Here is a 14,979-nt window from a genome sequence, read left to right on the forward strand (position 1 = left end):
TGACGAAGGTTAACTGACCAGATGTTTCGCGGTGTGGGTGAGCATTGTGGCTCGCCGGCATCAGAACCCAAATTTACGCAGCTGTAGCGAATGAATACTGAAGCCACGCACGACAAAAATGAAACACTATCCACCGGCGTTCGTCTGCGCAATGCCCGTGAACAACTCGGATTCAGCCAGCAGGCAGTCGCGGAGCGACTTTGCCTGAAGGTCTCCACGGTACGCGATATTGAAGAGGATAAGGCGCCAGCCGATCTTGCTTCAACATTCCTGCGCGGGTATATCCGTTCTTATGCGCGTCTGGTGCATATTCCTGAAGAAGAACTGTTGCCAGGGCTGGAAAAACAGGCTCCGATTCGACCAGCTAAAGTCGCACCGATGCAGAGCTTCTCGCTCGGCAAACGTCGTAAGAAACGTGACGGCTGGTTAATGACCTTTACCTGGCTGGTACTGTTTGTCGTTGTCGGACTGACTGGTGCCTGGTGGTGGCAGAACCATAAAGCGCAGCAGGAAGAGATCACCACTATGGCCGATCAATCCTCTGCTGAGCTGAATGCCGGTAAAGAGGGTGCGCAGAACGTACCGTTAGATACCAGCGCAGCAGCAGGGCAGGATACCCCTCCGGCTCCTGACGATGGTGCGGTAGCGGACGCAGCGCCAACGCCAGACGTTGCTGCGACCCCGGCACCCGCCGCTGATGCGCAACAGAACGCCGTTGTTGCCCCATCTCAGGCTAACGTCGATACCGCAACCGCAACCGCAGCGCCAACAGCGCCAGCTACAGCGGCTCCTCTGCCGACCGATCAGGCAGGTGTGACTACACCTGCAGCCGATCCTAACGCGCTGGTGATGAACTTTACCGCCGATTGCTGGCTGGAAGTAACCGATGCGACCGGTAAAAAACTGTTCAGCGGGATGCAGCGTAAAGACGGCAATCTAAACCTGACCGGTCAAGCGCCGTACAAACTGAAAATTGGCGCCCCGGCGGCAGTGCAGATTCAGTTCCAGGGTAAACCTGTCGATCTGAGTCGTTTTATCAGAACTAACCAGGTTGCGCGTCTGACCGTTAATGCCGAACAATCACCGGCTCAGTAACAGACGGCAATGCGGGAGATTTTTTAATGCATAACCAGGCTCCAATTCAACGTAGAAAATCGACACGCATTTACGTTGGGAACGTGCCGATCGGCGATGGTGCGCCCATCGCCGTACAGTCTATGACTAATACGCGTACCACGGATGTGGAAGCGACGGTTAATCAGATTAAAGCGCTGGAACGCGTAGGCGCAGACATTGTTCGTGTCTCTGTACCGACAATGGATGCCGCAGAAGCGTTCAAGCTTATCAAACAGCAGGTTAACGTCCCGCTGGTTGCCGATATTCACTTCGACTATCGTATCGCGCTGAAGGTAGCGGAATACGGTGTTGATTGCCTGCGTATTAACCCAGGTAATATCGGCAGTGAAGAGCGTATTCGCATGGTGGTGGATTGCGCTCGTGATAAAAATATTCCTATCCGTATCGGCGTCAACGCCGGATCGCTGGAAAAAGATCTGCAGGAAAAATACGGTGAACCGACGCCGCAGGCGCTGCTGGAATCCGCTATGCGCCACGTGGATCACCTCGATCGTCTGAACTTCGATCAATTCAAAGTCAGTGTTAAAGCGTCTGACGTTTTCCTCGCCGTAGAATCCTATCGCCTGCTGGCGAAACAGATCGATCAACCGCTGCATCTGGGGATCACCGAAGCCGGTGGCCTGCGTAGTGGTTCGGTGAAGTCCGCGATCGGCCTTGGCCTGCTGTTATCTGAAGGGATCGGCGATACGCTGCGTGTTTCTCTGGCAGCCGATCCGGTGGAAGAGATCAAAGTAGGTTTCGATATCCTGAAATCGCTGCGCATTCGCGCGCGCGGGATCAACTTCATCGCTTGCCCAACCTGTTCGCGTCAGGAGTTTGACGTTATTGGTACGGTTAACGCGCTGGAGCAACGCCTGGAAGATATCATTACGCCAATGGACGTTTCGATCATCGGTTGCGTGGTAAACGGTCCTGGTGAAGCGCTGGTTTCTACGCTGGGCGTGACGGGCGGTAACAAGAAAAGCGGCCTGTATGAAGACGGCGTGCGTAAGGACAGACTCGATAACGACGATATGATTACGCAGCTTGAAGCCCGCATCCGTGCTAAAGCGAGTATTCTGGACGAAGCGCGTCGTATCGACGTGCAGCAGCTTGAAAAATAACAACGTGATGGGAAGCGGCGTGCTTCCCGTGTATGATTGAACCCGCATGGCGCCCGCATTGTTCGGGTTAGCGCTGAGGGTTCATTTTTATATTCATAAAGAGAATAAACGTGGCAAAAAACATTCAAGCCATTCGCGGCATGAACGATTATCTGCCTGGCGAAACCGCCATCTGGCAGCGCATTGAAGGCACTCTCAAAAACGTGCTCGGTAGCTACGGTTACAGTGAAATCCGCTTGCCGATTGTAGAGCAGACCCCGTTATTCAAACGCGCGATCGGTGAAGTCACCGACGTGGTTGAAAAAGAGATGTATACCTTTGAGGACCGTAATGGCGACAGCCTGACGTTGCGTCCTGAAGGGACTGCGGGCTGCGTACGCGCCGGCATCGAACATGGTCTCCTGTACAATCAGGAACAGCGTCTGTGGTATATCGGGCCGATGTTCCGCCACGAACGTCCGCAGAAAGGACGCTATCGTCAATTCCATCAGTTGGGTGTCGAAGTATTTGGCCTGCAAGGCCCGGACATCGATGCGGAGCTGATTATGCTGACCGCTCGCTGGTGGCGCGCGCTGGGTATTTCTCAGCATGTTAGCCTTGAGCTGAACTCAATCGGTTCGCTTGAAGCCCGCGCTAACTACCGTGATGCGTTGGTCGCCTACCTGGAACTGCATAAAGAGAAACTGGACGAAGACTGCAAGCGTCGTATGTACACCAATCCGCTGCGCGTTCTCGACTCCAAAAACCCGGAAGTACAGGCGCTGCTCAACGACGCGCCTGCACTGGGCGACTATCTTGATGACGACTCTCGCGAGCACTTCGCGGGCTTGTGCAAACTGCTGGAATCCGCAGGCATTGCCTACACCGTCAATCAGCGTCTGGTTCGTGGTCTTGATTACTACAACCGCACCGTATTTGAGTGGGTCACCAGCAGCCTGGGCTCTCAGGGCACCGTGTGTGCCGGTGGTCGTTACGACGGTCTGGTAGAGCAACTTGGCGGTCGTGCAACGCCAGCCGTGGGCTTTGCTATGGGGCTGGAACGACTTGTTTTGTTAGTTCAGGCAGTTAATCCGGAATTTAACGCAGATCCTGTTGTCGATATATACCTGGTCGCTTCAGGGGCGGACACGCAGTCGGCGGCAATGACGCTTGCAGAACGTCTGCGCGATGAAGTTCCTGGTGTGAAACTGATGACAAACCACGGTGGCGGCAACTTTAAGAAACAGTTTGCCCGTGCCGATAAGTGGGGCGCCCGCGTTGCACTGGTACTGGGCGAGTCCGAAGTGGCTGACGGTACTGTTGTAGTGAAGGATTTGCGCTCTGGTGAGCAAACGGCAGTAGCGCAGGATAGCGTTGCCGCGCATTTGCGCACTTTACTGGGCTAAGGAGAAGGACAGCGTGGAAATTTACGAGAACGAACACGACCAGGTTGATGCGGTAAAACGCTTCTTTGCTGAAAACGGCAAGGCGCTGGCTGTTGGGATCATTTTAGGGGTTGGCGCGCTGGTTGGTTGGCGTTACTGGACCAGCCATCAAACGGAGTCCGCACGCTCTGCTTCTCTGGCATATCAAAATACGGTGACTGCGGTTAGCGCGGGTAAACCGGACAGCATTCCTGCCGCTGAGAAATTTGCTGCAGAGAATAAAAATACCTACGGCGCGCTAGCTTCACTGGAACTTGCGCAGCAGTTTGTTGACCAAAATGAACTTGAGAAAGCCGCAAGTCAGCTGCAACAGGGCTTGGCTGCGACCAGCGATGAAAATCTCAAAGCGGTGATTAACCTGCGTCTGGCTCGTGTTCAGGTTCAGCTTAAACAGGCTGATACCGCGCTGAAAACACTCGACACCATTAAAGGTGAAGGGTGGACGGCCATTGTTGCCGATCTGCGCGGTGAAGCGTTGCTGAGCAAAGGCGACAAACAAGGTGCGCGTAGCGCATGGGAAGCGGGTGTGAAAAGCGATGCCTCTCCTGCTCTGAGCGAAATGATGCAGATGAAAATCAATAATTTGTCCATCTGAGAGGGACCCGATGCAATTGCGTAAATTACTTCTGCCAGGGCTGCTTTCCGTTACCCTATTGAGCGGCTGTTCACTGTTTAGTGGCGAAGAAGATGTCGTTAAGATGTCCCCATTACCGGTGGTTGAAAACCAGTTTACTCCGTCTACGGAATGGAGCACCTCCGTAGGTAACGGTATTGGTGATTTCTATTCCAATCTTCACCCTGCGCTGGCGGATAACGTTGTCTATGCAGCCGATCGCGCTGGTGTAGTGAAAGCATTGAACGCAGGCGACGGTAAAGAAGTCTGGTCTGTGAATCTGGGTGAGAAAGACGGCTGGTTCTCCCGTGCATCTGCACAGCTTTCTGGCGGTGTAACCGTGTCCGGCGGACATGTTTACATTGGCAGCGAAAAAGCACAGGTTTATGCGTTGAATACCAGCGACGGTACCACCGCATGGCAGACGAAAGTCGCCGGTGAAGCGCTGTCTCGTCCTGTTGTGAGCGATGGCGTAGTTTTGATCCACACCAGCAACGGCCAGTTGCAGGCATTAAACGAAGCTGATGGCGCCATCAAATGGACAGTTAACCTCGACATGCCTTCCCTGTCTCTGCGTGGTGAATCCGCTCCGGCAACCGCCTTTGGCGCAGCTATTGTCGGCGGTGATAACGGTCGCGTGAGCGCCGTGCTGATGCAGCAAGGCCAGATGATTTGGCAGCAGCGTATCTCACAGGCGACAGGCCCAACGGAAATCGATCGTCTGAGCGACGTTGATACCACGCCGGTTATCGTCAATGGCGTTGTTTACGCGCTGGCTTATAATGGTAACCTGACGGCGCTGGATCTGCGCAGCGGTCAGATTATGTGGAAACGCGAACTGGGCTCGGTGAATGATTTCATCGTCGACGGTAACCGTATCTACCTGGTTGACCAGAATGACCGCGTACTGGCGCTGACCACCGATGGCGGCGTGACGCTGTGGACGCAAAGCGATCTGCTGCACCGTCTGCTGACGTCCCCGGTATTGTATAATGGCAATCTGGTCGTCGGTGATAGCGAAGGCTACCTGCACTGGATTAACGTTGACGATGGTCGTTTTGTTGCCCAGCAGAAAGTCGACAGCTCAGGTTTCCTGACCGAGCCGGTCTCTGCTGATGGTAAACTGCTGATCCAGGCGAAAGACGGTACGCTGTACTCTATTACGCGTTAATCGTCCCGGCCGCTCGCTTTGAAAAACGGCTCCTGGTGCAGGGGCCGTTTTACTGTTTTTAACAACGGGGCAAAAAATGTGCCCGTTGTCTGATGATTTTTTAAATGAGGCTTTAAACATGGTACCTGTGGTCGCGCTTGTCGGGCGCCCTAACGTTGGCAAATCCACGTTATTTAACCGTCTAACTCGCACCCGAGATGCGCTGGTTGCGGATTTCCCGGGTCTGACTCGTGACCGTAAGTACGGTCGTGCGGAAATTGAAGGCCGTGAGTTTATCTGCATTGATACCGGCGGTATTGATGGCACCGAAGACGGTGTTGAAACCCGTATGGCGGAACAGTCGCTGTTGGCTATCGAAGAAGCAGACGTTGTGCTGTTCATGGTGGATGCGCGTGCTGGCCTGATGCCAGCGGATGAAGCTATTGCTAAACACCTGCGTTCGCGCCAGAAACCGACGTTCCTGGTCGCCAACAAAACTGACGGACTCGATCCTGACCAGGCGGTTGTTGATTTCTACTCATTGGGTCTGGGTGAAATTTATCCGATTGCGGCGTCCCATGGTCGTGGTGTTCTCAGCCTGCTGGAGCATGTTCTGCTGCCGTGGATGGATGACGTTGCTCCTCAGGAAGAAGTGGATGAAGACGCAGAATACTGGGCGCAGCTTGAAGCCAAAGAAAACGGCGAAGAAGAGCCTGAGGACGATTTCAACCCGCAGGATTTGCCGATTAAACTGGCAATCGTCGGCCGTCCGAACGTAGGTAAGTCCACGCTTACTAACCGTATTCTCGGCGAAGACCGCGTGGTGGTTTACGACATGCCGGGAACCACGCGTGACAGTATTTATATTCCGATGCAGCGCGATGAACGCGAATATGTGCTCATCGATACCGCGGGCGTGCGTAAGCGCGGCAAAATTACCGAAGCGGTAGAAAAATTCTCAGTAATCAAAACGCTGCAGGCAATTGAAGATGCCAACGTTGTGATGCTGGTGATTGACGCGCGTGAAGGGATTTCCGATCAGGACCTGTCGCTGCTGGGCTTTATCCTCAATAGTGGGCGCTCACTTGTTATCGTTGTGAACAAGTGGGATGGCCTGACGCAGGAAGTAAAAGAGCAGGTCAAAGAGACGCTGGACTTCCGTCTGGGCTTTATTGATTTTGCCCGCGTACACTTTATCTCAGCTCTGCACGGTAGCGGCGTGGGTAACCTGTTTGAATCGGTCCGTGAAGCATACGATAGCTCTACACGTCGCGTGAGCACCGCGATGCTGACGCGCATCATGACCATGGCAGTAGAAGATCATCAGCCGCCTCTGGTGCGTGGTCGTCGTGTGAAGCTGAAATATGCCCATGCCGGTGGTTATAACCCGCCAATCGTGGTGATTCACGGCAACCAGGTCAAAGACCTGCCGGATTCCTACAAGCGCTATCTGATGAACTATTTCCGCAAGTCTTTGGACGTAATGGGGACGCCGATCCGTATTCAGTTCAAAGAAGGGGAGAACCCGTTTGCGAACAAACGTAATACATTAACGCCGACTCAGATGCGTAAGCGTAAGCGTTTGATTAAGCACATCAAAAAAAGCAAGTAACTGTTGCTGATGCAGATAAAAACCCGCGCTTGTCGCGGGTTTTTTTTCGTCTGCCCATTGCTGATCTCCCCCTGTGTAAAGTCAATCACTATTCGTTTTTTGCCAAGTTTAAATCTAAGAAAGTAGACATTTGTCGAGTTTTCATCTTAAAGTCCGGGGGCTGGTACTAGACAAAACTAGCCTTAGGTTATCAAATGGTTAAATAACTTTTCGCCGCATGTAAAAAATCGGTCAGATACGTAACTGGCTGGCGTACATCGCGGTGTTTACACGCACGACGACATAACTTTCGGGAGAATTATGCAATCCTCTGTTAATCAAAAAGAAAGCCGAACTTTCTTCGGTCATCCTTACCCGCTCGGCTCGCTGTTCTTCACAGAGATGTGGGAGCGCTTCTCGTTTTACGGCATTCGCCCGTTACTGATCCTGTTTATGGCTGCTACCGTTTATGACGGCGGCATGGGGCTGGCGCGTGAAAATGCCTCGGCGATTGTGGGTATCTTTGCCGGTACGATGTATCTCGCCGCGTTGCCTGGTGGCTGGCTGGCGGATAACTGGCTCGGCCAACAGAAAGCGGTGTGGTACGGTTCCATTTTGATTGCGCTCGGTCACTTGTCGATCGCGCTCTCGGCCATTATGGGGAACAACCTGTTCTTTATCGGCCTGATGTTTATCGTGCTCGGTTCCGGTCTGTTTAAAACCTGTATCTCAGTGATGGTTGGCACGCTGTATAAAAAAGGCGATGCGCGTCGCGACGGCGGTTTCTCGCTGTTCTATATGGGCATCAATATGGGATCGTTTATCGCGCCGCTGATCTCCGGCTGGCTGATTAAATCCCACGGTTGGCACTGGGGCTTTGGCATCGGTGGTATCGGGATGCTGGTGGCGTTGATCATCTTCCGCGTGTTTGCCGTTCCATCGATGAAACGTTATGACAGCGAAGTGGGTCTGGACTCAACCTGGAACAGCCCGGTAGTGAAACGTAACGGTGTGGGCGCGTGGCTGCTGGCGCTGGCCGTCGGCGTAGCTGTTATCGTTACGCTGATTGCGCAGGGCGTGATTGTGATAAATCCGGTCGCGGTTGCCAGTATGCTGGTGTATGTGATTGCCGCCTCCGTCGCGCTTTATTTTATCTACCTGTTTGTCTTTGCTGGTCTGAACCGCAAAGAGCGCGCCAGACTGCTGGTCTGCTTTATCCTGCTGGTTTCCGCCGCGTTCTTCTGGTCTGCGTTTGAGCAGAAGCCAACCTCGTTCAACCTGTTCGCTAACGACTACACTAACCGTATGATCGGCGATTTTGAAATCCCGGCGGTCTGGTTCCAGTCGATAAACGCACTGTTTATCATTCTGCTGGCACCGGTCTTCAGCTGGGCGTGGCCGAAACTGGCGAGCATGAACATTCGCCCAAGCAGCATCACCAAGTTCGTTATCGGTATTCTCTGTGCCGCTGCAGGCTTTGGTCTGATGATGCTGGCAGCGCAAAACGTTCTCAGTAACGGTGGCGCAGGCGTCTCCCCATTCTGGCTGGTGGGCAGTATCCTGATGCTGACGCTTGGTGAGTTGTGCCTGAGCCCGATCGGTCTGGCGACCATGACGCTGCTGGCCCCGGAAAGAATGCGCGGGCAGATGATGGGCCTGTGGTTCTGCGCCAGTGCACTGGGTAACCTGGCCGCAGGTCTGATTGGTGGTCATGTGAAGGCCGACCAACTGGATATGCTGCCGGATCTCTTCGCTCGCTGCTCGATTGCGTTGCTTATCTGCGCTGCGGTACTGATCGTCCTCATTGTGCCGATCCGTCGCATGCTGGAGAATACGCAAACTAAACCGGCTACTAGCGCCTGATAACACCTCGATTGTGCCGGGGCAGACGTGATGTCCCGGCCAATTCATTTACGAGGTGAGAACATGCTGTTAGGGTTTGTTGGGCTTGGCGCAGTCGTTGAAACGGCATACTTGCCCGCATTGCGTAAACTTTACGGTGATTCCCTGGGCTGTGTGGGATTTGACGTGCAACCCGCAAAACAGCCCGCTGGTGTGACACGCTGTGCATCGCTCGCTGAACTTCTTGCAACACCGCTTGATACCCTGTTTATCACCACCGCATCTCTGCATCATCTCGATGTGCTTGAACAGGCGCTGGCCGCTCCCATCGCACGAATTGTGGTTGAAAAACCGATTGTTGCCACACTTTCCCAAATTGAAAAACTGAAAACACTGCTGGAGCAACCCGACGCTGCCGACCGCGTGCTGGCGCTCGACCACTGGATGGCGCGCAATGGCGCAATGCAGCTGGCATTGGGAAAACTCGGTGCGCAGTGGCAGGGCGATAACCCACAACAGGCACTTGTCTCTCACTTTTCAGACGTTGTTAAAATTGACGGTTTTTTGCAGGAGCCGAGCGGATATAACGCTACAGGAGAGCCGATCGCGCTCAACTTTGCCACTGGTGAGCCAGATACGCGTGAGCTTCGTCACCCGGACGGTGTGATTCTGGACATTGGCACACACGTACTGGCCATGCTGCGTGAAACAGTGCGTTACCTGGGCGGTAATGACAGCATGACCCTGCAGGTGAAAAGCGCTAAAGACCGTCTGGGACGTAACATCATCCAGGGTGACCTGACCACGGCTGAAGGAGAGGCGCATCTGCAAGGGCTGATTAGCGGTGTACCGTTGGATATCTGGCTGAATAAATACGCGGGGCCTGCTGGCGGACAAAAAGGTCTGCGCCTTTATCTGCGTGATGGGCGTATCATCAGCTACGACCGACGGGGTGCCGCCGATGTGCTCGAATTGATTGACGGTGATGTTGTGCAACGCTGGTGTCTGCCTGGTACGATTTATGCCCATTGTCTGGCGGAACATATTCTGGGGACGCAAAGTCTGTTTGAACGCAGCCCGCAGGAGGTGAGCCGCACGACGCAGCGCAGGATGGAGGAGGTAGAACGATTACTGATCCTACAGCAACAGTTGCGTGGTTCACACTAAGCGTATCATGGTAAAATTAGCGCAGAATTGAACACCATTTAAAGGAGTCACCATGTCGATGACCTGCCCGGATTGTCATGCAGAACTGGAACCACAAAACGGTGTGGCACACTGTGAAAACTGTAAAAAAGATATTCCGTTAGAAGCGCGCTGCCCGGAGTGCCATCAGCCACTCCAGGTGTTAAAAGCCTGCGGGGCGGTGGACTACTTCTGTCAGAATGGCCATGGTCTGATCTCGAAGAAACGTGTGGAGTTTGTGCCGGTTTAATCTGGCTTTTTCTTACGCGTTTTCTTTGCCGTCGTTACGCCTTTCACTTCGCTCTCTACCCAGCCGTCTGACAGGCGGGTAGTGAGCACATCACCGGTTTTTACCTGTTTGGTCTGCTTCAGCACTTTGCCGTCGGTCGCGGTAGTGACGCTATAGCCGCGAGCGAGCGTCGAGAGAGGACTCACCGCTTCAAGATGCGTCACCACATTACCGAAGCGTTCTCGCTGTGCACTTAAACGCGCGCGGATATTCTCTGCCAGACGGTACTCCAGTTGCTGAATACGGGTTTGCGCCCGATAAATGCGCGGCTGTGGGTTTTGCTGGCTCAGGCGTTGACTTACGCGCTGTTGGCGCTGATTGGCCTGCTTAATCTTATTCTCAAGGGCGAAATTCATCCTCTGACGCAGCCGCTCCAACACGGTCTGCTGACGGGCCAGACGCAGTTGCGGATGTTGCTGTTGCAAACGGTGATGAAGCTGGGTAAAGCGACGAGTACGGTTGGCGATGTAGTAGTCCATCGCCATCTCCAGACGCTGCTGGCCATGCTGAATTTGACGCAGCAGTTCCAGTTGATTGCGGCTAACAATTTCCGCCGCTGCTGATGGCGTAGGCGCCCGTAAATCTGCAATAAAATCGGCAATAGTGACATCTGTTTCGTGGCCGACGGCGCTTACTACCGGAATGCGGCTGGCAAAGATTGCCCGCGCTACACGTTCGTCGTTAAAACTCCACAAATCTTCCAGAGAACCGCCGCCGCGCCCGACGATAAGCACATCGCACTCGCCCCGCGCGTTCGCCAGCTCAATGGCGCGAACGATCTGTCCTGGCGCATCGTCGCCCTGGACCGCGGTCGGGTAGATAATAACGGGCAAGGATGGGTCACGGCGCTTCAGCACGTGGAGAATGTCGTGCAGCGCAGCCCCGGTTTTCGAGGTAATGACCCCAACGCAGTGAGCCGGAGAGGGTAGTGATTTTTTGAACTGCTGATCGAATAGCCCTTCAGCCTGCAGTTTGGCCTTGAGTTGCTCATATTTTTGCTGCAACAAGCCTTCACCAGCTGGCTGCATGCTCTCAACAATTATCTGATAGTCGCCACGCGGTTCGTACAACGTAATGTTGGCGCGTACCAGGACCTGCTGACCGTGCTGCGGGCGGAACGTTACCCGTCGATTGCTGTTGCGAAACATCGCGCAGCGTACCTGGGCGGTGTCATCTTTGAGCGTGAAATACCAGTGACCGGAGGACGGCTGAGTGAAATTCGAGATTTCACCGCTGATCCAAACTTGTCCCATTTCCTGCTCAAGCAGCAAACGAACCGTCTGATTTAGGCGGCTTACGGTAAAAATTGAGGTGGTCTGAGAGGATAACATGTGAGCGGGATCAAATTCTAAATCAGCAAGTTATTCAGTCGAAAGTAACATGCTCACAGAGGAGTGCAAGGTTTTTTTGCAAAAAAGTGTGGATGCAATCGGTTACGCTCTGTATAATGCCGCGGCAATATTTAATAACCTCCCAGGTGAGATATTGCCCATGCTACGTATCGCAAAAGAAGCCCTGACGTTTGACGACGTCCTCCTCGTTCCCGCTCATTCTACCGTTCTGCCGAATACTGCTGACCTCAGCACCCAGTTGACGAAAACCATTCGCCTGAACATTCCTATGCTCTCCGCAGCAATGGACACCGTGACGGAAGCGCGCCTGGCAATTGCCCTGGCCCAGGAAGGCGGTATCGGTTTTATCCACAAAAACATGTCCATCGAGCGCCAGGCTGAAGAAGTTCGCCGCGTGAAGAAACATGAATCTGGCGTGGTAACTGACCCACAGACCGTACTGCCAACCACTACTCTGCGCGAAGTGAAAGAACTGACCGAGCGTAACGGCTTTGCTGGCTACCCGGTAGTGACTGAAGATAACGAACTGGTCGGCATCATCACCGGCCGTGACGTGCGTTTTGTGACAGACCTGAACCAGCCGGTTAGCGTATATATGACGCCAAAAGAGCGTCTGGTGACCGTTCGTGAAGGCGAAGCGCGCGATGTCGTTTTTGCCAAAATGCACGAAAAACGCGTTGAGAAAGCGCTGGTTGTTGATGACAGCTTCCACCTGCTCGGCATGATCACCGTAAAAGATTTCCAGAAAGCAGAACGTAAACCTAACGCCTGTAAAGACGAGCATGGTCGTCTGCGCGTTGGTGCAGCGGTAGGTGCTGGCGCAGGTAACGAAGAGCGTGTAGACGCGCTGGTTGCCGCTGGCGTAGACGTTCTGCTGATTGACTCCTCTCACGGCCACTCTGAAGGCGTTCTGCAGCGTATCCGTGAAACTCGCGCTAAATATCCTGACCTGCAGATCATCGGCGGTAACGTTGCTACGGGCGCAGGTGCTCGCGCGCTTGCTGAAGCTGGCTGCAGCGCTGTTAAAGTGGGTATCGGCCCTGGCTCCATCTGTACTACCCGTATCGTGACCGGCGTCGGTGTTCCGCAGATCACTGCCGTTTCTGATGCCGTTGAAGCGCTGGAAGGCACCGGTATTCCGGTTATCGCCGACGGCGGTATTCGTTTCTCCGGCGACATCGCTAAAGCGATTGCTGCTGGTGCTGCCGCAGTGATGGTTGGCTCCATGCTGGCGGGTACTGAAGAATCCCCGGGCGAAATCGAACTGTACCAGGGCCGTTCTTACAAATCTTACCGCGGTATGGGTTCTCTGGGCGCGATGTCCAAAGGGTCTTCTGACCGTTACTTCCAGAGCGATAACGCTGCTGACAAACTGGTCCCGGAAGGTATCGAAGGTCGCGTTGCCTATAAAGGTCGCCTGAAAGAGATCATTCACCAGCAGATGGGCGGCCTGCGCTCCTGTATGGGTCTGACCGGCTGTGGTACTATCGACGCGCTGCGAACGAAAGCAGAGTTTGTACGCATCAGCGGTGCGGGTATTCAGGAAAGTCACGTTCACGATGTGACCATCACCAAAGAGTCCCCTAACTACCGCATGGGCTCCTGATAAGTTTCCGCGCCCGGCTATATGCCGGGCGAATTTGTTTCACTTGCCTCGGAATTAGCGTCAATGACAGACAATATTCATAAACATCGCATTCTCATCCTCGATTTCGGCTCGCAGTACACTCAGCTGGTTGCACGTCGCGTACGTGAACTGGGCGTCTACTGTGAACTGTGGGCATGGGATGTTACGGAAGCACAAATTCGCGAATTCAACCCAAGCGGTATCATTCTTTCCGGTGGTCCGGAAAGTACCACCGAAGAAAACAGCCCGCGTGCGCCGGAATACGTTTTCAATGCGGGCGTGCCGGTGTTCGGCGTGTGCTACGGCATGCAGACCATGGCAATGCAGCTCGGTGGCCATGTTGAAGGTTCTAACGAACGTGAATTCGGCTATGCGCAGGTTGAAGTTCAGACCGACAGCGCGCTTGTCCGCGGTATTGAAGACTCCCTGACCGCAGACGGCAAACCGCTGCTGGACGTGTGGATGAGCCACGGCGACAAAGTGACCGCCATTCCGGAAGGTTTCGTGACCGTTGCCAGCACCGACAGCTGCCCGTTCGCTATCATGGCGCACGAAGAAAAACGCTTCTACGGCGTGCAGTTCCACCCGGAAGTTACCCACACCCGTCAGGGCATGCGCATGCTGGAGCGTTTTGTGCGCGACATCTGCCAGTGTGAAGCGCTGTGGACGCCGGCAAAAATTATCGATGACGCCGTTGCCCGCATTCGTGAGCAGGTTGGCAATGATAAAGTTATCCTCGGTCTGTCCGGCGGCGTTGACTCCTCCGTGACCGCGATGCTGCTGCACCGTGCTATCGGCAAAAACCTGACCTGCGTGTTCGTTGACAACGGTCTGCTGCGTCTCAACGAAGCTCAGCAGGTGATGGATATGTTCGGCGACCACTTTGGCCTGAACATCGTTCACGTGGAAGGCGAAAAGCGTTTCCTGGACGCGCTGAAAGGCGAGAGCGATCCAGAAGCTAAACGTAAAATCATTGGCCGCGTCTTCGTGGAAGTATTCGATGAAGAAGCGCTGAAGCTGGAAGACGTTAAGTGGCTGGCGCAGGGCACCATCTACCCGGACGTGATCGAATCCGCGGCATCTGCCACCGGTAAAGCGCACGTTATCAAATCTCACCACAACGTGGGCGGTTTGCCGAAAGAGATGAAGATGGGTCTGGTTGAGCCGCTGCGTGAGCTGTTCAAAGACGAAGTGCGTAAGATTGGTCTGGAGCTGGGCCTGCCGTACGACATGCTGTACCGTCACCCGTTCCCGGGACCGGGTCTGGGCGTACGTGTGCTTGGCGAAGTGAAGAAAGAGTACTGCGACCTGCTGCGTCGCGCGGATGCTATCTTCATTGAAGAGCTGCACAAAGCTGACCTGTACAACAAGGTAAGCCAGGCGTTCACCGTGTTCCTGCCGGTTCGTTCCGTTGGTGTGATGGGCGATGGCCGCAAGTACGACTGGGTTGTTTCCCTGCGTGCGGTCGAAACCATCGACTTTATGACCGCGCATTGGGCACACCTGCCGTATGACTTCTTAGGCCGCGTCTCTAACCGCATTATCAACGAAGTGAACGGTATTTCCCGCGTGGTGTATGACATCAGCGGTAAGCCGCCAGCTACCATTGAGTGGGAATAATATCCCTTTCCGTTAGCGGTTTTTTGAACCGGTAATATGCAAAAAA

The 14,979-nt window shown here is 54.1% G+C and carries 12 protein-coding genes; 11 read left to right on the forward strand and 1 reads right to left on the reverse strand.

Annotated elements, in window-relative coordinates; genetic code table 11:
• The first annotated feature begins 90 nt into the window (after positions 1–90).
• The 9 genes from rodZ (at position 91) to SK38_RS00435 (ending at position 10,295) form a co-directional block, all read left to right on the forward strand.
• Positions 91–1,095 carry a cytoskeleton protein RodZ gene (rodZ, locus tag SK38_RS00395; protein WP_048234736.1) on the forward strand — a complete coding sequence of 335 codons (1,005 nt, stop codon included), beginning with the start codon at positions 91–93 and terminating at the stop codon, positions 1,093–1,095.
• Between the two features lie 26 nt (positions 1,096–1,121).
• Positions 1,122–2,240, forward strand: coding sequence for a flavodoxin-dependent (E)-4-hydroxy-3-methylbut-2-enyl-diphosphate synthase (ispG, locus tag SK38_RS00400; protein ID WP_003037720.1), 1,119 nt, complete (start codon positions 1,122–1,124; stop codon positions 2,238–2,240).
• A gap of 110 nt (positions 2,241–2,350) precedes the next feature.
• On the forward strand, positions 2,351–3,625 hold the full coding sequence (hisS, locus tag SK38_RS00405; protein ID WP_003835173.1) for a histidine--tRNA ligase: 1,275 nt from the start codon (positions 2,351–2,353) through the stop codon (positions 3,623–3,625).
• Between the two features lie 13 nt (positions 3,626–3,638).
• The gene (locus SK38_RS00410) at positions 3,639–4,259 is read left to right on the forward strand and encodes a YfgM family protein (protein WP_003835172.1); all 621 of its coding nucleotides are present in this window, start codon (positions 3,639–3,641) and stop codon (positions 4,257–4,259) included.
• 10 nt (positions 4,260–4,269) lie between these two features.
• Positions 4,270–5,448 carry an outer membrane protein assembly factor BamB gene (gene bamB / locus SK38_RS00415; protein ID WP_008785453.1) on the forward strand — a complete coding sequence of 393 codons (1,179 nt, stop codon included), beginning with the start codon at positions 4,270–4,272 and terminating at the stop codon, positions 5,446–5,448.
• Between the two features lie 118 nt (positions 5,449–5,566).
• Positions 5,567–7,039, forward strand: coding sequence for a ribosome biogenesis GTPase Der (gene der / locus SK38_RS00420; protein WP_003835168.1), 1,473 nt, complete (start codon positions 5,567–5,569; stop codon positions 7,037–7,039).
• A 300-nt stretch (positions 7,040–7,339) separates the two neighbouring features.
• A complete protein-coding gene (locus tag SK38_RS00425) occupies positions 7,340–8,881 on the forward strand; it encodes a peptide MFS transporter (RefSeq protein WP_003835166.1) in 1,542 nt (513 codons plus the stop codon).
• Positions 8,882–8,944: 63 nt separating this feature from the next.
• On the forward strand, positions 8,945–10,027 hold the full coding sequence (locus SK38_RS00430) for a Gfo/Idh/MocA family oxidoreductase (protein WP_048234738.1): 1,083 nt from the start codon (positions 8,945–8,947) through the stop codon (positions 10,025–10,027).
• 52 nt (positions 10,028–10,079) lie between these two features.
• A complete protein-coding gene (locus tag SK38_RS00435; protein ID WP_003835160.1) occupies positions 10,080–10,295 on the forward strand; it encodes a zinc ribbon domain-containing protein in 216 nt (71 codons plus the stop codon).
• Here SK38_RS00435 and xseA read toward each other — a convergent pair.
• A complete protein-coding gene (gene xseA / locus SK38_RS00440) occupies positions 10,292–11,665 on the reverse strand; it encodes an exodeoxyribonuclease VII large subunit (protein ID WP_032944201.1) in 1,374 nt (457 codons plus the stop codon). The two genes, SK38_RS00435 and xseA, sit on opposite strands and share 4 nt — an antisense overlap.
• Positions 11,666–11,825: 160 nt before the next feature.
• Between xseA and guaB the strand changes: the two genes are divergently transcribed.
• Together guaB and guaA are read left to right on the forward strand one after the other, a co-directional pair.
• On the forward strand, positions 11,826–13,292 hold the full coding sequence (guaB, locus tag SK38_RS00445; RefSeq protein ID WP_003037756.1) for an IMP dehydrogenase: 1,467 nt from the start codon (positions 11,826–11,828) through the stop codon (positions 13,290–13,292).
• Between the two features lie 63 nt (positions 13,293–13,355).
• Positions 13,356–14,933 carry a glutamine-hydrolyzing GMP synthase gene (guaA, locus tag SK38_RS00450; protein WP_048236381.1) on the forward strand — a complete coding sequence of 526 codons (1,578 nt, stop codon included), beginning with the start codon at positions 13,356–13,358 and terminating at the stop codon, positions 14,931–14,933.
• Positions 14,934–14,979 lie beyond the last annotated feature (46 nt).

The sequence above is a fragment of the Citrobacter sp. MGH110 genome, from assembly GCF_001037515.1.
Lineage (GTDB): Bacteria > Pseudomonadota > Gammaproteobacteria > Enterobacterales > Enterobacteriaceae > Citrobacter > Citrobacter portucalensis.